This window comes from Methylobacillus draconifructus (assembly GCF_045984385.1).
In the GTDB taxonomy this organism is placed as follows: domain Bacteria; phylum Pseudomonadota; class Gammaproteobacteria; order Burkholderiales; family Methylophilaceae; genus Methylobacillus; species Methylobacillus flagellatus_A.
Genome location: NZ_JBJQIJ010000005.1, coordinates 219250 through 235809 on the forward strand (window position 1 = coordinate 219250; position 16560 = coordinate 235809).

The window sequence follows — 16560 nt, forward strand, 5'->3', positions numbered from 1 at the left end:
GGCTCGCTGGCGTGACAGGCGCCCTGCTTGAGGCGGGGCGCCTGATGCTCTAGTCCTTGTAGGCAATCTCGCCGTTAACCAGCGTATAGCGTACCTTGCCTGCCAGCTCCAGGCCGTTAAATGGCGTGTTCTTTCCCTGGCTCAGCAGGTTTGCCGCTTTCACGTTCCAGTATTGCTGCGGGTCGAAAATGCAAATATCGGCTTGAGCGCCCAATTCCAGATGGCCTTGGCTGATCCCCAGGCTGGTGGCTGGCGCGCTGGTGATGCGCGCCAATGCGTCGACCAGGGCAACCTTCTGTTCCTCGGCCCATTTCAGCGTCAGCGGCAGCAGCAGTTCCAGACCTGTCGCGCCGGCCTCCGCTTCGCCGAACGGCACTAGCTTGGCGTCTTCATCTACCGGCGCATGGTCCGAGCATGCGAGGTCGATGGTGCCGTCGGCCAGGCCCTGGCGCAGGGCATCGCGGTCGCGCTGGCTGCGCAATGGAGGCCTCAGGTGACAATTGGCGTCGAAGAAGCCGATGTCATGCTCAGTGAGATGCAGGTGGTTGACGCTGACATCACAACTGATCTGCAGGCCTTGCTGCTTGGCTTCGCGCACCATGGCGACGCCTTCGGCGCTGGAAAGCCGGCACAGGTGCACCTTGGCCCCGGTTTCACGGACGATGTGCAGGATGGTGGCGAGCGCCAGGGTTTCAGCAGCCACTGGGATAGTCTTGAGGCCCAGGCGCGCGGCAACTTCCCCATCATGCGCGACCCCGCCTTGCGCCAGGTAGGGCTCCTGCGGGCGCAGCCAGACGGTAAAGCCGAATGTGGCGGCGTACTGCAGGGCGCGCCATAGCACCAGGGTGTCGACGATCGGCTCGTCTGCCTGGGAAAAGCCGACGCAGCCTGCCTCGGTGAGCTCGCTCATTTCCGTGAGCTGTTTGCCGGCGAGTTGGCGGGTGAGCGCGCCCAAGGGATAGACATTGCTCAAATGGAGCTGCTTGGCGCGGTGCTTCAGCATTTCGACCAGGCCGGATTCGTCGAGCACCGGGTCGGTATCCGGCGGGCAGGCCACGCTGGTGACGCCGCCCGCAACCGCAGCATGAAGTTCGCTCTTCAGCGACGCCTTGTATTCGTTGCCGGGCTCGCGCAGGCGGACCGAGACGTCCACCAGGCCCGGGCAGACGATCAGCCCGTCGGCATCGATCACCTGGTCTGCCTTGAAGTCCGCCGGCATATCGCCTATGCCCGCGATCTTGCCATTGCTGACGTAAAGGTCTTGTACCGCATCGACATGGTGTCTTGGGTCGATCAGCCGCCCCTGCTTGATATGGATGTTCATTCGGAGTTTCCTGCGAGGATGCTCATGACGGCCATGCGTACCGCAATGCCGTAGGTAACCTGGGGAAGAATCACGGATTGCTTGCCATCGGCCACCGCAGAATCGATTTCCACGCCGCGGTTCATGGGGCCCGGGTGCATGACGATGGCATCCGGCTTGGCAAAGGCAAGTTTTTCCGGCGTGAGCCCGTAACACTTGAAGTATTCCTGAGCGCTGGGCAGCAAGGCGCCGTTCATGCGTTCGTTCTGCAAGCGCAGCATCATGACGACGTCCACGTCTTTCAGGCCTTCGCGCATATCGTGATGGACCTGTACCCCGAGTTTTTCCACGTGTTGCGGCAATAGCGTCTTGGGGGCGATGACGCGAACCTCGGGCACGCCCAGCGTAGTGAGCGCATGGATTTCGGAGCGTGCCACGCGCGAGTGCAGCACATCGCCTACCAGTGCCACGCGCAGGTTGTGCATGTCCGGCTTGTAGCGGCGGATAGTGAAGACATCGAGCAGGCCCTGGGTCGGGTGCGCATGGCGGCCGTCGCCTGCATTGATCACGTGGATATGCGGGGCGACATGCTGCGCGATGAAATGGGCCGCGCCGGATTCCGCATGGCGTACGACGAACATGTCGGCATGCATGGCGGTCAGGTTGTCGATGGTGTCGAGGATGGTTTCGCCCTTGGATTGCGAGGAAGTACCCACATTCAGCGTGATGACGTCCGCCGAAAGGCGCTTGGCTGCGATTTCGAATGTCGTCCGGGTGCGCGTGCTGTTCTCGAAGAAGATGTTACAGACGGTCTTGCCGCGCAGCAAAGGCACTTTCTTGACTTCGCGCTCGGCAACGCCGACGAAGGATTCGGCGGTATCCAGTATCTGGTTGAGGATGGCGCGGGGCAGCCCTTCCGTCGTGAGCAGGTGCTTGAGCTTGCCGTCCTTGGTCAGTTGAGGATTATGCATCAGGCACTTGCCTCCAGGCTGAATTGGAGTTGATGGTGTTCATCGCGGGATAATTGTAATTTCTGATCGGGTGGAATATCCAGTTGCAGCGCAGCCACCTGCGGGCAGATCGGCAACTCGCGGCCGCCGCGGTCCACCAGTACGGCCAGGCTGATGCTGGCGGGCCTGCCGTAATCGAACAGCTCGTTCATGGCGGCGCGAATGGTGCGTCCGGTATAGAACACGTCGTCGAGCAGGATGATGTGGCGCTCTTCCACGTCGAACGGGATTTGCGATGGGCGCGTGTCCGCGTGCAGGCCGCGCTGGCTGTAATCGTCCCGGTAGAAAGAGCTGTCGAGCATGCCCAGCTCCAGCGAGCAGGCCGGGTTGGCTGCTTGCAGCCGGGGGAAAAGCCGTTCCGCAATCCATGCGCCGCCGCTGTGGATACCGACGATGGCGGTTTTCGGCTGGATGAATGGGGCGAGTTTCTGCTCCAGAGTCAGGAGGAGCGCTTCCGCATCGGGTAATTGAATGTTCAATGTCATGGGGCAAGTCCGTCAAAATAGGATTGCAGTATATGTTGCGCAGCCACCTGGTCCAGCATGGGCTTCTGCCTGCGGCCGGTGATGCCGCTTTGCTTGAGCGACTGGCTGGCTTCCGCTGAGCTTAAGCGCTCGTCGACCAATGCGACAGGCAGGTTGAAGCGACCCTCCAGGCGGCGTGCAAACTTGCGGCATAGCTGGGTCAACGCATGCTCGTCGCCATTGAGGTAGCTTGGCAGCCCGACCACCAGCGCCACCGGTTGCCATTCCTCGATGAGGTCGGCAATGGCGGCAAAACGTTTGTCATTGGCTTCGGTATCGATGGTCGCGAGCGGATGGGCAATGCCGAGCAGGTATTCGCCGATTGCCACGCCGATGCGTTTTTCGCCGAAGTCGAATCCGAGCACGCAGCCTTGGTGGCCGGCTACCGGCTCAGGCATGCCCGGCTTCCTCCGCAAAGCGGGCGAAATCAAGCCCCAGCAGTGCCATGGTGGCCTGTACCTTTTCTTCCGCGGGCAAGCCGAACAATAAGTGATTGCGCTGTTCCGGCGTCGCCTCGACCGTCAGCCAGGCATTCTGCGCAAGCTCCTGTTCCAGTTGGCCTGCCGACCAGCCGGCATAGCCGAGACTGACCAGGAAGTTGTGCGGAATGTGGCCTTCGGCAACGGCTTGCAGGATGTCCTTGGAGGTGGTGAGGCCGGTATCGCCGTCGATGCTGAGGGTGGAGTCCCAGTCTTCCAGCGGTTGATGCAGGACGAAGCCGCGATCCAACTGTACCGGTCCGCCGAAATAGACGGGCTTATCCGTCAGTGGGCTGGAGAGCGGCAGGTTCAGTTGCTTGAACAATGCCTGCAGAGTCATGTCGATAGGACGATTGATGACGATGCCCATGGCGCCGTCGGCATTGTGTTCGCAGATGAAGGTCACCGACTTTGCAAAATAGGGGTCGGTCATGGCGGGCATGGCAACCAGAAACTGACCAGTGAGATTAACGTTTTCCACGCTGCTATTATCTCACATAACGATTCTCACATCATGGCTTGCATCAGCCGGTCAGGGCGTCTCGACGTAGCCGGTGATTTCCAGGCCGAAACCGACAATGCTCGGCATCTTGCGCGGCGCAGCCAATAGCTTCATTTTCTTCACGCCGAGATCCAGCAGGATTTGCGAACCTATGCCGTAGTTGCGCAGGTCCTGGCGGATGCGCACCGGTTCGTCGGCAAACTTGATGCGTTCCACCAGGTCTTCCGCATTCTCGCCATTGTGCAGCAACACGACGACACCGGCTTCGGCCTCCTGGATCTTGCGCATGGCCTGCAAGGTGTTCCATGAATGTGAGCGGCTACTTTCGTCGATGAGGTCAAACACGGAAAGGGGCTCATGAACGCGTACCAGGATTTCCTTGTCGGGAGTGATCTCGCCCTTGACCAGCGCCAGGTGGGTTTCCTTGGCGATCATGTCGGCATAGGCAATCAGGCGCATCGGGCCGTAAGGCGTAGTGACTTCACGTTCTGCGGCGCGCTTGACCAGGCACTCGTTCTCGTTGCGGTATTGGATCAGGTCGGCGATGGTGCCGATCTTGAGGTTGTGCTGCTTGGCGAACTCAATCAGGTCCGGCAGCCTGGCCATGCTGCCATCTTCCTTGAGAATCTCGCAGATGACGGACGCAGGGGTGAGGCCGGCCAGGGCAGAGAGGTCGCATCCTGCCTCGGTGTGGCCGGCACGCACCAGCACGCCGCCATTCTGCGCCGCCACCGGGAATATGTGACCAGGGCTGACAATGTCGGCGGGTTTCGCATTTGGCGCTACTGCGGCCTGTATCGTCCTGGCCCGGTCGCTGGCGGAGATCCCCGTCGTCACGCCCGTGGCGGCCTCAATGGATACCGTGAAATTGGTGCCCATGCCGCTGCCGTTCTTCTGCACCATTGCGGGCAGGTTGAGTTGCTTGCAACGCTCTTCCGTCAAGGTCAGGCAGATCAGCCCGCGGCCATGCTTCGCCATGAAGTTGATATGTTCGGCAGTGGTGAACTGGGCGGCGAGCACGAGGTCGCCTTCGTTTTCGCGGTCTTCTTCGTCAACGAGGATTACCATGCGCCCCTGGCGCATTTCTTCAATGATTTCTATGGTTGGGCTGATCATGATGTGTGTAAGTGATGAATGCCGATGCGGAAAGTTCAGGCCGGAATGTCGCTCCATTGCGTCATACGGTCCACATAACGGGCAATGAGGTCTACTTCGAGATTGACGCGGCTGCCCACGCCCAGCCCTTTCAAGGTCGTGACTTCGACCGTGTGCGGAATGAGGTTGACGTTGAAGTCGTCGCCATCTACATGGTTGACAGTCAGGCTGACGCCGTCGATCGTGATGGAGCCCTTCACTGCAATGTAGCGCGACAATGGGTTCGGCGCCCGCACGGCCAGCAGCATACTTTCGCCGACCGGTTCAAAGCGGATGACCTGGCCTACGCCGTCCACATGCCCGCTGACCAGGTGGCCGCCCAGGCGGTCGGAAAGCCGCAAGGCTTTTTCCAGGTTGACCTCGCGCAGGGTATCCAATCCAACGGTGCATGACAGGGTTTCCTTGGAAACATCCGCTTCAAAGGTACTCGTTCCCAGCGTAATCACGGTCAGGCATACGCCATTGACTGCAATGCTGTCGCCAATCGCGACATCCTGCAGGTCGAGGTTGCCTGTATCGATCACGAGCCTGGCATCGTCGCCATGGGGGGTGATGGTCTTGATGTGGCCTTGGGCCTGAATAATGCCGGTAAACATAAGTGTGAATTCTAGCAGACCCACGGGCGGTGTTGGCGGAATTCTGTTCGGGAGCTAAACGCTTTTCATGTGCTGATTTTGAATTGTAAAGTCTCAATAAAATTAACTGCTTAATTTGATGAGCCGGAGATTAGTCCGATGGTACTAATTAGTCCAGACGTACTAAATGCAAAAAATGAAATCATCCGTATACTGCGCTCCAGTATCAAACGGGACAAATAAGTCCGGATCCATTTTCAAGAAGCCTGTTTGTCGATTGCGGCGCAGTAAAAAATTTAGAGAAGGATGTAAGAATGTTGAATTTCAAGGGGACGATTGTAAGCGCACTGCTGATTGGTGCATCCGTTATCAGTCAGGCTGCATTTGCAACACCATCTGCCGGTATTGAGGCTACGCTCACCGGCTACGAGTTTTCCAGCAAGAAGGACGTGGTTGACGTAAACGTCGACCTCAAGGGCTCAGGCTTGTTCGGCTGGTGGGGCGGCGCGTCGGGCGATGTGGCCGCAGGTGCGTATTCCGGTACCTGGAGCAATGGCGATTCTTTTGCCGCGTTCTGCGTCGAGTTGACGCAGAACTTCAGGGCATTCGGCAAGTCCGCGACCTATACCGAAGGCACTTTCAGCTCGACTATAGAAAGCAGCCTGACCAACCTGGCCAACAAGTATTATTCCTTTGTCGATGACGCGATTTCTTCTGCTGCCTTCCAGGTGGCTGTATGGGAAATCGTCAGCGAAAAATCGAATAACTTCAACCTGGACAAAGGCAAGTTCCAGGCTGATCCGGTATGGAACGGCTTCTTGTGGTTCGGCAGCTACGATGCGGAGTCGAAGGCAGCGATTGATCTTGCCAAGACCTGGCTCGCTGGCGTCAATGATGACAGCGTGCTGGCTACCGGCGACTACAGCTTGACCTATCTGAAGAACAAGAACTACCAGGATCTGGTTGTGTTCACTTCAATTGCGGCAGTACCTGAGCCAGCAACATATGGCATGCTGCTGCTTGGCATGGGTGTGGTGGCGTTCGTTGCGCGCCGCCGCCGTGCCAATACCATTCGCTTCTAAACAGCGCTGGCATCAACAAAAGCCCTTCCAATATTGGAAGGGCTTTTTTATTGGCTTCAATCATGGTCAATGCTGTACTTGAGTCCCTTTCACGCTAGAATGCGGCATGGCATTTTTCAGACAACTTCCCTTCGAGCTTTTTGTCGGCTTGCGCTATACGCGGGCAAAAAGGCGTAATCACTTCATTTCCTTTATTTCCCTCACCAGCATGGTCGGCATCGGGCTGGGCGTGGCGGCCTTGATCGTGGTGCTCTCGGTCATGAATGGCTTCCAGGAAGAGTTGCGCAGCCGCATCCTCGGCGTGGCTTCGCATTTGCAGATCACGGGTCCGAACAATGTGCTGGAGGATTGGCGCGGTCTGGAGCAGAAGGTGGACGGGGCTCCGCATGTGCGGGCCGCAGCGCCATATGTCATGGCGCAGGGCATGCTCTCGTTCGGCCAGGCCGTGCAAGGGGCGATTATCCGCGGGGTGCTTCCCGATGCCGAGGACAAGGTGGCCGAGCTGGGCAGCCATATGCGGGCTGGGCGGTTAAGCGACCTCAAGCCCGGCGAGTTCGGCGTGGTGCTAGGCTCCGAGCTGGCCCAGTCCCTGGGCGTGGTGTTGGGCGATAAGGTAGTATTGATGGCGCCGCAGGGCCAGTTCACGCCGACCGGCGTAGTGCCGCGCATCAAGCAGTTCAAGGTGGTCGGCCTGTTCGAGATCGGCATGTTCGAATACGACTCCGGGCTGGCGCTGATCCATCTCGACGATGCGGCCAAGCTGTATCGCATGGGCGAGAACGTCTCCGGCGTGCGCCTCAAGCTGGATGACCTGTTTAACGCCCCCGCCGTCGCCCGGCAGCTGGGGGATCGCCTGATGGGGACCGGCAACTATTACATCAGCGATTGGACGCAGCAGCATGCGAACTTCTTCCGCGCCATCCAGATGGAAAAGCGCGTGATGTTCATCATCCTTGCCTTGATTGTCGCTGTCGCCGCCTTCAATATTGTGTCCACTCTGGTGATGGCGGTGACGGACAAGCGCGCGGATATCGCCATCATGCGCACCTTCGGCGCCAGCCCGCGCAGCATCATGCAGATATTTATCGTGCAGGGCGCGCTGATCGGCGTGATCGGGACAGTGGTCGGCGCGTTCTTCGGCGTATTGATCGCCCTCAATATCGATACGATCGTGCCATTTATCGAACGCATGCTCGGGGTGCAGTTCCTGGCCAAGGATGTGTATTACATCAGCGACCTGCCATCCAGGCTGCTATGGTCCGATGTTACGGTGATCGTGGTCTTGTCTTTCGTGCTGAGCCTGCTGGCGACGCTTTACCCAAGCTGGCGCGCTGCCAGGGTCAACCCGGCGGAGGCGCTGCGTTATGAGTAATCCTACCATCCTGCAATGCGTTGATTTGCAGAAAACCTATACCGGCCTCGATGTCGCCGTGCTCAACGGCATCAGCCTGCAAGTGGATGCCGGGGAGCAGATCGCCATTGTCGGCACTTCAGGTTCCGGCAAAAGCACCTTGCTGCACTTGCTTGGCGGACTGGATGAACCAAGCGCGGGCAGCGTGCAGGTGATGGGCAAGCCGCTGGCGGCATTGAGCGAAGCCGAGCGGGGAGAGTTGCGCAATCAGGCGTTGGGCTTCGTCTACCAGTTCCACCACCTGTTGCCGGAATTCACCGCCCTGGAGAATGTGGCGCTGCCATTGATGATTCGCCGTCTGCCGCGGGATGAGGCATTGGAGCAGGCAAAGGGCGTGCTGGTGAAGGTCGGGCTGGGCCACAGGCTGGAGCATATGCCGGGCGAGCTTTCCGGCGGCGAGCGGCAGCGTGCCGCCGTGGCGCGTGCATTGGTGACGAATCCGCGATGCGTGCTTGCCGACGAGCCTACCGGCAACCTTGACCGGCATACGGCCGAGGGCGTGTTTGATCTTTTGCTGGAATTGAACCGCGAGCAGGGCGTGGGTCTGGTCGTCGTCACCCACGATCTGGAACTGGCTGCGCGCATGCAGCGGCAATATCGTCTTCAAGATGGCAGGTTGCACGCCATCTGACTAGGTGACTGAAGATGCCCGCGTTTGCACTGACATTTGTAGCCGGTGCCTGGGTATTGCAGCAGTTGCCGTGGCTGCCATCCCTGTCCTGGGGATGGAGCCTTGTTCCCTTGATTCTTCTCTTCTATTGGTTCCGCACGCAGCCGGTAATCCGTCACCTGCTGCTGGCGGTGCTGGGGCTGGCATTCGGCTTCTGCTGGGCGGCATGGCTGGCCCATGGCCGGATGGCGGATGAGCTGCCTCCCGAGTGGGAGGGGCGCGATATTGCCATCGTCGGCGTGGTGGCAAGCCTTCCCGCTATGCATGATCGCGGTGAGCGCTTTGATTTTGATGTCGAGCAGGTACAAACCCCTGGTGCGGTCGTGCCCGGACGAGTTTCCTTGATCCAGTATGCGGGCGGGTTTTCGATGGGTAGTTCTATTCCCATGACGCAGAATGCCGACATGCCGCGTTTCCATGCCGGTGAACGCTGGCAATTGACGGTGCGGCTGAAACGGCCGCACAGCACATCCAATCCGCATGGATATGATTTCGAGCTATGGATGCTGGAGCGCAACATCCGCGCCAGTGGTTACGTACGGCAATCGCCCACTGCGGTCCGCCTGGACGCGCGGGTGCATAGGCCGGCTTACTGGGTGGACATGGTGCGGGAGTCGGTCAGCCGGCGCATGGCGGATGTGTTGCAGGACCGGCCTTATGCTGGCGTGTTGATGGCGTTGGCAATCGGCGAGGACGACGCCATCAGCCAGCAGGACTGGCAGGTATTCCGCCGCACCGGCATCATCCATCTTGTCAGCATCTCCGGCCTGCACATCACCATGTTGTCGGGGATGGTGTATGCAATGGTGTTCGGCATCTGGCGGCGGGTGCCGTACTGGACGCTGCGCTGGCCCGCACGCAAGGCCGGGCTGGCCGCGGGAGTGGTGACGGCGGTGGTATATTCGCTGGTGGCAGGGTTTTCCATCCCGACACAACGTACCTTATATATGCTGTCGGTCATTGCATTGGCATTCTGGTCGGGCCGGCGGGTATCTATCGGCAGGGTCTTGCTGCTTTCCTTGCTTGTCGTGGTATTGATTGATCCCTGGGCCGTGCTTGCCACCGGGTTCTGGCTTTCGTTCGGTGCGGTGGCGGTGATGGCCTATGCGCTGGGCGGACGCCTGCAACGGCCGCACTGGTTGCGGGATGCCATATTGACGCAATGGGCCGTGACCATAGGCTTGATGCCGGTCTTGCTCATGCTGTTCGGGCAAGTGTCCCTGATTTCTCCGCTTGCCAATGCGTTTGCCATCCCGCTGGTCAGCCTGGTGATTGTGCCGTTGACCTTGCTTGGCAGTTTCCTGCCGCTGGATTTCCTATTGTGGCTCGCACATTGGATCATGCAGCTTGCCATGGCGCTTTTGCTGTGGCTGAGCGAATTGCCTTCGGCGATATGGCAGCAGCATATACCCTCGGTCCCCGCCATGCTGTTGGCCGTGGCAGGCGTTGCCTGCCTGTTGCTGCCGCGTGGGGTGCCGTTGCGCTGGCTGGGGTTAGTTGGCATATTGCCGCTGTTCCTCGGTGTGCCTCCTGTGCCTGCGCGGGGAGATATGCGGGTTGCCGTGCTGGACGTGGGGCAAGGTCTGGCGGTCGTGGTCAATACGCAGAACCATGTGCTGCTGTATGACACCGGCCCTAGGTTCTCCAGTGAAAGCGACAGCGGCAATAGAGTGGTCGTGCCCTACCTCAACGGTACGGGAGTTAAGCGCCTTGATGGCTTGGTCGTGAGCCATGACGACCTGGATCACACCGGAGGCATGGGCTCGGTGATTGCCGCCATGCCAATAGATTGGATGCTCAGCTCCTTGCCGCGGGAAAAGCCCGAGCTTGGCAATCTGCGGCATTCGCCCTGCCAAGCCGGGCAGAAGTGGCGCTGGGACGGCGTCGATTTTGAAATGCTTTATCCCGCCAATGCAGCCAACTTGCCTGCTGGAGTCAAAACCAACAACCGCAGTTGCGTGCTGCATATCCGCAGTGCCGCGGGGACATTGTTGCTGCCGGGAGACATTGAGCGCTCCGCCGAGGCCGACCTGCTGGATGCGGCAGGGCAAGGCATTGCTGCGGATGTGCTGGTGGCGCCGCATCATGGCAGCCGCACTTCTTCCACGCCAGGGTTTGTGGCAGCAGTCAAGCCGCAGGCCGTGATTTTCACCGCAGGCTACCGCAACCGCTTCCGCCATCCCCGGCATGATGTCATGGCAAGGTATGCAGCCGCCGGAGCCAGCCTCTACCGCTCCGACCATGATGGTGCGGTGCTGCTGGATTTCGAGCAGCATCGCGGGATTGCCATCACCCGCTGGCGGGAAAAATCACAGCGCTACTGGTACAACCGGCCTGCTGGTTTTACATCGCCTTCCCTTGCTGAAACCGGCAACGCGCGATAAAGTAACGCCACTTTACAGAACATCTTAGGGGCAATTTGTGTGGGAAATCATTAAAGCTGCAGGATGGCCGATCTGGCCGCTGATCTTTGCTTCAATCGTCGCAGTAGCCATTATCATAGAACGCCTGATCGCCTTGCGCGAGCAGCAGATTGTCCCCAAGGCCTTGCTGCCGGAAGTGCAGAACTGGCTGGGGCAGGGCCGTGCGGGTGTGACGGCGGAAGCCCTGTCCAGGCTGGAGAAGCACTCCATGCTGGGCACCGTGTTCGCGAGCGCGCTGAAGAACCTGGGCGCGCCGCGCGAAGTGATGAAGGAAGCGGTCGAGGAATCCGGCCGCGCCGTGGCGCACAGGCTGGAGAAGTACCTGACCACCCTGGGAACCATTGCGACGGTGGCGCCATTGCTTGGCCTGCTTGGTACCGTAATCGGGATGGTGGAGCTGTTTGGCGCTTTTACTGCAACAGGGCATGACGTCGCTCAGTTCGCACGCGGCATTTCCGTCGCGCTCTACAATACTGCCGGCGGTATTGTGGTGGCAGTGCCGGCCATGATTTTCTACCGATATTTTCGTGGCAAGATTGACGGCTTCATCGTCGAGATGGAGCAGGAAGCAGTCAAGCTGGTAGAAATCATCCATGGTGAGCGCAAGGAATGAATTTCCAACGAGGTAAAAAGCACGAAGATTTGGAAATGAATCTCGTGCCGTTGATCGACGTGTTGCTGGTGATCATCATCTTCCTGGTGGTGAGTGCGACTTTCTCGCGCGTCACGGAGTTGCAGATCAACCTGCCGACCGCCGATGCGGAGAACCCGCAAGACAAGCCATTGGTCATCAATGTCGGGGTCGATGAGTCAGGCCACTATGTCATCAATAACAAGGACGTGGCAGATGACTCGGTAGCTGGTATCGCGGACGCCTTGAAAAAGGCTGTCGGCGACGGCAAGGATCCTACCATCATCATCAGTGCCGATGCCAAGAGCAGCCACCAGTCGGTGGTCAATGTGATGGAGGCTTCGCGCCAGGCCGGGTATAGCCAGATTACTTTTGCAACACAAGCACGTTCTGGTTCTTGAATTTTAAAAAGTATCCATCATGTCCAAACATGCACTTGGGAAGGCTGACGCCTCCGTGCAAAGTGCGCGGGTTCTGTACCTGCGCCTTCTCAAATATGCCGCGCGCTACTGGCTGGTATTCCTGATCAGCATCATCGCGTTGGTGACTTTCTCCGCGACGAATACCGGATTCCTCGCCACCATCAAGCTTGTCACCGACGAAGGTTTCGTCAACCAGGATTCGAACAAGCTGCACCTCCTGCCATTCATGCTGTTTGGATTGTTGGCAATCCGGGCATTGGCCGGCTTCATCTCCAATTTTGCCATGCGCTGGGTGGCAAGGCGCGTGGTGGAGAATCTGCGCCAGGATACGTTCCGCCGCTTGATGGGCCTGCCGGTGAGTTTCTTTGACGCTGTTTCGGCCGGCGTGGTGACCTCCAAGCTGACCTATGACACCGAGCAGATGGCGGGGGCTGCGACCAAGGTCGCCATGAGCGCCGTGAGGGATACGCTGACCATTGTCGGCATGGTGGGCTACATGCTCTACCTGGATTGGCAGCTCACCCTGATTTTTGCCGTGGTGGCCCCGGCCATGGCATGGTACCTCAAGAGCATGACGCCAAGGTTGCGCAGCTCGGGCAAGGCGGTGCAGCAAACCATGGGGGAAATGACCCAGGCGGTCGAAGAAGCCGTTTCCGGCCAGCGCATGGTGAAAATATTCGGCGGCGGCGACTACGAATATCAGCGTTTCGCAAAAGTGGCAGGCAAGAACCGCCATATGCAGATCCGCCTGGCGCGTTTTTCCGGCATGAACAGCATGGTTATCGAGTTGCTGGCGGGCGTGGCTTTGGCCTTGGTGGTGTTTTATGCCGTGGGCAAATTCAGTGCGGGCGAGTTTGCGGCTTTCATCGGTGCCTTGCTGATGCTGATCGGGCCGGTCAAGACGCTGACCAGCCTGAATGAAGAGTTGCAGGTAGGCTTGGCGGCCGCGCATAGCGTGTTCGAGCTGATCGACAGCGTTCCGGAAGTCGATGAAGGCGGCGAGGAGATTGGCCGTGCCAAGGGCGGCATTGTGTTTGAGAACGTGACATTGCAGTATCCTTCCGCAAAACGCCCGGCCCTGCTTGATCTCAATTTCACGGTCAAGCCGGGCGAGAAAGTCGCCTTGGTAGGCCGCTCAGGCGGCGGCAAGACGACCCTGGTCAACCTGTTGCCTCGTTTCTATGAGGCGCAGCAGGGGCGCGTGCTGATCGACGGTATCGATATTCGCAAAATGAGCCTGAAAAGCCTGCGCCAGCAATTTTCCCTGGTCAGTCAGGACGTCATCCTCTTCAACGATAGCGTATTCAACAATATCGCCTACGGCGTGTTGCGCAATGCCAGCGAGGAGGAAGTGATCGCTGCCGCCAAGGCGGCGCATGCCTGGGATTTTATCCAGCAATTGCCTAACGGCCTGCAAAGCGAGATCGGCGATCGCGGCGTGCGCCTTTCCGGCGGCCAGCGTCAGCGCCTGGCCATTGCGCGTGCGATCCTCAAGAACGCCCCCATTCTGTTGCTGGATGAAGCGACATCCGCGCTGGATACCGAATCCGAGCGTCATGTGCAGGCGGCGCTGGACGAACTGATGCAGAACCGAACCTCAATTGTGATTGCCCACAGGTTGTCGACCATAGAAAACGCGGATCGTATCTTGGTGATGGAGCAGGGGCAGATTATCGAAGGGGGAAGTCATGAAGAATTATTGGCTTTGGGCGGGCATTACGCCAAGCTTTACCAGAAACAATTTCATTAATAGTCCCACTAGGAGTTGTTGACAATGGGCCAGTCATTCAGCCGATGGCTGGAGCGCCAGTGGTACCAACGTACCGGCTGGCAGCTTGTTCTCCGGCCGTTTTCTTGGCTTTTCTGCATCTTGATCGCGCTGCGTAGGCTGGCTTACCGGTTTCGCTTGCTCAAATCCCTGAAGTTGCCGGTTCCCGTCATCATCGTCGGCAATATCAATGTCGGCGGTACGGGCAAGACCCCCTTTGTCATCTGGCTGGTACAGCAGTTGCGGCAAAACGGCTGGTATCCCGGCATTATCAGTCGCGGATACGGCGGCAAGTTGATCCATACCCATCAGGTCACGAAAGACAGCCTGCCCCAGGAAGTGGGCGACGAGCCTGTCTTGCTGGTTCAGCGGACCGGCCTGCCTTTATATGTTGGCCGTAAGCGCACCCGGGCCGCGCGTCATTTGCTAAGGGATTATCCAGAGTGCAACCTTATCATTAGCGACGATGGCCTGCAGCATTATGCGCTCGAGCGCGACATGGAAATCGTCATCATCGATGGCGAACGCATATTCGGCAACGGGCAGCTGTTGCCTGCGGGGCCGCTGAGGGAATCCAGCGCGCGCCTCGAGGGCGTGGATGCGGTCGTCTTCAATAGCGGGCCGCCTGCTGCCGGCGGTTATCTCATGCATCTTGTACCGGATGATCTCCGCAAGCTGAACGCTCCTGAGGAGCGCATGGCTGTGACCGAACTGATCGGCAAGCACGTGCATGCCGTAGCGGGAATCGGTAATCCACAAAGGTTCTTCGGTCAGCTGGAACAAATGGGCCTGATCGTTGAAGCGCACCCTTTCCCGGATCATCATGCCTATAGCGAGGATGATTTCCAGTTTGCCAAGGATGATATCGTCCTCATGACGGAAAAGGATGCGGTCAAGTGCACCGCGTTTGCAAGAGAGAACTGGTGGTTTATGCCCATCACGGCCGAGATAGACCGTGCGCTTGCAGAAAAAATACTAGCGCGCCTGACGCGACTTATAGAAAAGGAAATTTGATCGATGGATGCGAAACTGCTTGAAATCCTGGTATGCCCGATTTGCAAAGGGCCTCTGCATTACAAAAAAGCCGAGCAGGAACTGATCTGCAAGCCTTGCCGGCTGGCTTACCCCATACAGGACGGCATTCCTGTCATGCTGGAGGATGAAGCGCGCAAGCTGCCAGCCGAAGAAGAGGTTAAGTAATGTCGTTCAAGGTGGTGATCCCCGCCCGCTATGCCAGCAGCCGTTTGCCCGGCAAGCCGTTGCTTGATATTGCCGGCAAGCCGATGGTCGTGCGGGTTATCGAGCAGTCTCTCGCAAGCGGCGCTACCGAAGTCGTCGTCGCGACAGATCATGAGCGCATCCAAGAAGCCGTCTTGGGTTATGGTTATGAGGTGGTCATGACCAGGGGGGATCATGCATCCGGTACGGAGCGAATTGCCGAAGTGGTCCAGCAGCGCGGCTGGAGCAATGACACGATCGTCGTCAATGTGCAAGGGGATGAGCCGCTGATTGATCCGCTATTGATCGGGGAAGTGGCCGGCAATCTCTCCGCCCACGCTGAAGCCTCCATGGCAACTGCGTGTCATGCCCTGCATGACACGCCATCCATCCTGAACCCCAACATTGTCAAAGTCGTCCTCGATCAACAAGGGCACGCACTCTACTTTAGCCGCGCCCCCATTCCTTATCCCAGGGATGCTTTTGCCGCCAACCAGGATATTCCTGCTGATATGCCTATCTATCGACATATAGGTATTTATGCGTACCGCGCCGGATTCTTGCAAGCCTATGCGGCGCTGGCGCCTTCCGCGATTGAGCATTTTGAATCTCTGGAACAATTGCGCGTGCTTTGGCACGGATACAAAATTAGCGTCGAAATCACAGAAAAGGCGCCGGCGAGCGGCGTAGATACGGAAGCTGACCTTGCTTACGTACGCTCTGTCGTGATCAGCAACGAAAATAAGTTGCTGTGATTTTGATGCTAAGCGATTGATTGCAAGAAAGAACGGCATTTGGCGCCCGAATGTCTTGCAGTGAATCCCCAAAAATACGTTGACATTGAAGTTTTGGGTTTGCTATAGTTTCACCTCTCGACGCAACACAAATCTAACGAAATGGGTTGCAACGACATCGGTCGCGGGGTGGAGCAGTCTGGCAGCTCGTCGGGCTCATAACCCGAAGGTCACAGGTTCGAATCCTGTCCCCGCAACCAAACAAAGCAAGTTTTACAAATTGGTGTTGACATATAAATCCCGATCTGTAAAATGCGCGGCTCGCTGAACGAGGTGATGTGAAGCGAAGTTAGTTAGAAAGTTGTTTAAAAAATAATTTTCGAAACTAGCTTGACCGAATGAAAAAATTCTGTATAATGCGCACCTCTCGCTGATTTGGAAACGAATCAGCAGTGACAAAAGAAGTAACGAAGTAACCGCTCTTTAACAAAACGAACAACCGATAAGTGTGGGTGCTTGTAGGTGAGTGCAAAAGATACATAGTTAATGTGTATCCAAAACTCAACAAACAAGTGCTTAACACTTAAATGAAATCTGTAACTTTTTAAGTTACACCTAAGATTCATTTGAGATTAAGCCAAGCGATATACCGA

Annotated in this window: 17 protein-coding genes and 1 tRNA gene; 11 read left to right on the forward strand and 7 right to left on the reverse strand. The window is 57.9% G+C overall.

The features are described from left to right. Positions 1-49: 49 nt before the first annotated feature. From ACKF11_RS12615 to ACKF11_RS12645, 7 genes are read right to left on the reverse strand one after another with little or no spacing between them, the layout of a single operon-like run. Positions 50-1324, reverse strand: a complete 1275-nt coding sequence (locus ACKF11_RS12615) for a dihydroorotase (RefSeq protein WP_407997310.1) — start codon at positions 1322-1324, stop codon at positions 50-52. Then, positions 1321-2274 carry an aspartate carbamoyltransferase catalytic subunit gene (locus ACKF11_RS12620; RefSeq protein ID WP_309566396.1) on the reverse strand — a complete coding sequence of 318 codons (954 nt, stop codon included), beginning with the start codon at positions 2272-2274 and terminating at the stop codon, positions 1321-1323. Before ACKF11_RS12620 ends, ACKF11_RS12615 begins: the two co-directional genes overlap by 4 nt. Further along, positions 2274-2798, reverse strand: coding sequence for a bifunctional pyr operon transcriptional regulator/uracil phosphoribosyltransferase PyrR (gene pyrR / locus ACKF11_RS12625; protein WP_407997311.1), 525 nt, complete (start codon positions 2796-2798; stop codon positions 2274-2276). The genes ACKF11_RS12620 and pyrR overlap by 1 nt, the downstream gene beginning before the upstream one ends. After that, positions 2795-3235 carry a Holliday junction resolvase RuvX gene (gene ruvX / locus ACKF11_RS12630; RefSeq protein ID WP_407997312.1) on the reverse strand — a complete coding sequence of 147 codons (441 nt, stop codon included), beginning with the start codon at positions 3233-3235 and terminating at the stop codon, positions 2795-2797. The genes pyrR and ruvX overlap by 4 nt, the downstream gene beginning before the upstream one ends. Then, positions 3228-3797, reverse strand: coding sequence for a YqgE/AlgH family protein (locus tag ACKF11_RS12635; RefSeq protein WP_309566402.1), 570 nt, complete (start codon positions 3795-3797; stop codon positions 3228-3230). Before ACKF11_RS12635 ends, ruvX begins: the two co-directional genes overlap by 8 nt. A 51-nt stretch (positions 3798-3848) precedes the next feature. Continuing rightward, positions 3849-4934: a bifunctional 3,4-dihydroxy-2-butanone-4-phosphate synthase/GTP cyclohydrolase II gene (gene ribBA / locus ACKF11_RS12640; RefSeq protein WP_407997313.1), complete on the reverse strand. Its 1086-nt coding sequence runs from the start codon at positions 4932-4934 to the stop codon at positions 3849-3851. Positions 4935-4969: 35 nt separating this feature from the next. Next, positions 4970-5569 (reverse strand): riboflavin synthase, encoded by a 600-nt coding sequence (locus ACKF11_RS12645; protein ID WP_407997314.1) that lies wholly within the window; start codon positions 5567-5569, stop codon positions 4970-4972. Positions 5570-5862: 293 nt separating this feature from the next. On the opposite strand from ACKF11_RS12645, the gene ACKF11_RS12650 reads away from it, so the two are divergent. From ACKF11_RS12650 to ACKF11_RS12700, 11 genes are all read left to right on the forward strand, one after another. Continuing rightward, the gene (locus tag ACKF11_RS12650; RefSeq protein ID WP_407997315.1) at positions 5863-6630 is read left to right on the forward strand and encodes a PEP-CTERM sorting domain-containing protein; all 768 of its coding nucleotides are present in this window, start codon (positions 5863-5865) and stop codon (positions 6628-6630) included. A 106-nt stretch (positions 6631-6736) separates the two neighbouring features. Further along, positions 6737-8002 (forward strand): lipoprotein-releasing ABC transporter permease subunit, encoded by a 1266-nt coding sequence (locus ACKF11_RS12655; protein ID WP_407997316.1) that lies wholly within the window; start codon positions 6737-6739, stop codon positions 8000-8002. After that, entirely contained in the window at positions 7995-8672 is a 678-nt protein-coding gene (gene lolD, locus ACKF11_RS12660; RefSeq protein ID WP_407997317.1) for a lipoprotein-releasing ABC transporter ATP-binding protein LolD, read from the forward strand. The genes ACKF11_RS12655 and lolD overlap by 8 nt, the downstream gene beginning before the upstream one ends. A 14-nt stretch (positions 8673-8686) precedes the next feature. Next, positions 8687-11095 carry a DNA internalization-related competence protein ComEC/Rec2 gene (locus ACKF11_RS12665; protein WP_407997318.1) on the forward strand — a complete coding sequence of 803 codons (2409 nt, stop codon included), beginning with the start codon at positions 8687-8689 and terminating at the stop codon, positions 11093-11095. 37 nt (positions 11096-11132) lie between these two features. Continuing rightward, positions 11133-11747, forward strand: coding sequence for a MotA/TolQ/ExbB proton channel family protein (locus ACKF11_RS12670; protein ID WP_309566416.1), 615 nt, complete (start codon positions 11133-11135; stop codon positions 11745-11747). Further along, complete coding sequence (locus tag ACKF11_RS12675) at positions 11744-12166, forward strand: ExbD/TolR family protein (protein ID WP_407997319.1); 423 nt, start codon at positions 11744-11746, stop codon at positions 12164-12166. The genes ACKF11_RS12670 and ACKF11_RS12675 overlap by 4 nt, the downstream gene beginning before the upstream one ends. Before the next feature lie 19 nt (positions 12167-12185). Beyond that, the gene (gene msbA / locus ACKF11_RS12680) at positions 12186-13937 is read left to right on the forward strand and encodes a lipid A export permease/ATP-binding protein MsbA (protein ID WP_407997320.1); all 1752 of its coding nucleotides are present in this window, start codon (positions 12186-12188) and stop codon (positions 13935-13937) included. 24 nt (positions 13938-13961) lie between these two features. Continuing rightward, positions 13962-14969: a tetraacyldisaccharide 4'-kinase gene (lpxK, locus tag ACKF11_RS12685; RefSeq protein WP_407997321.1), complete on the forward strand. Its 1008-nt coding sequence runs from the start codon at positions 13962-13964 to the stop codon at positions 14967-14969. A 3-nt stretch (positions 14970-14972) separates the two neighbouring features. Continuing rightward, on the forward strand, positions 14973-15155 hold the full coding sequence (locus ACKF11_RS12690; protein ID WP_309566424.1) for a Trm112 family protein: 183 nt from the start codon (positions 14973-14975) through the stop codon (positions 15153-15155). After that, the gene (gene kdsB, locus ACKF11_RS12695; RefSeq protein WP_407997322.1) at positions 15155-15928 is read left to right on the forward strand and encodes a 3-deoxy-manno-octulosonate cytidylyltransferase; all 774 of its coding nucleotides are present in this window, start codon (positions 15155-15157) and stop codon (positions 15926-15928) included. The genes ACKF11_RS12690 and kdsB overlap by 1 nt, the downstream gene beginning before the upstream one ends. 162 nt (positions 15929-16090) lie before the next feature. Continuing rightward, positions 16091-16167: transfer RNA gene (locus ACKF11_RS12700), tRNA-Met, on the forward strand. Positions 16168-16560: the final 393 nt, after the last annotated feature.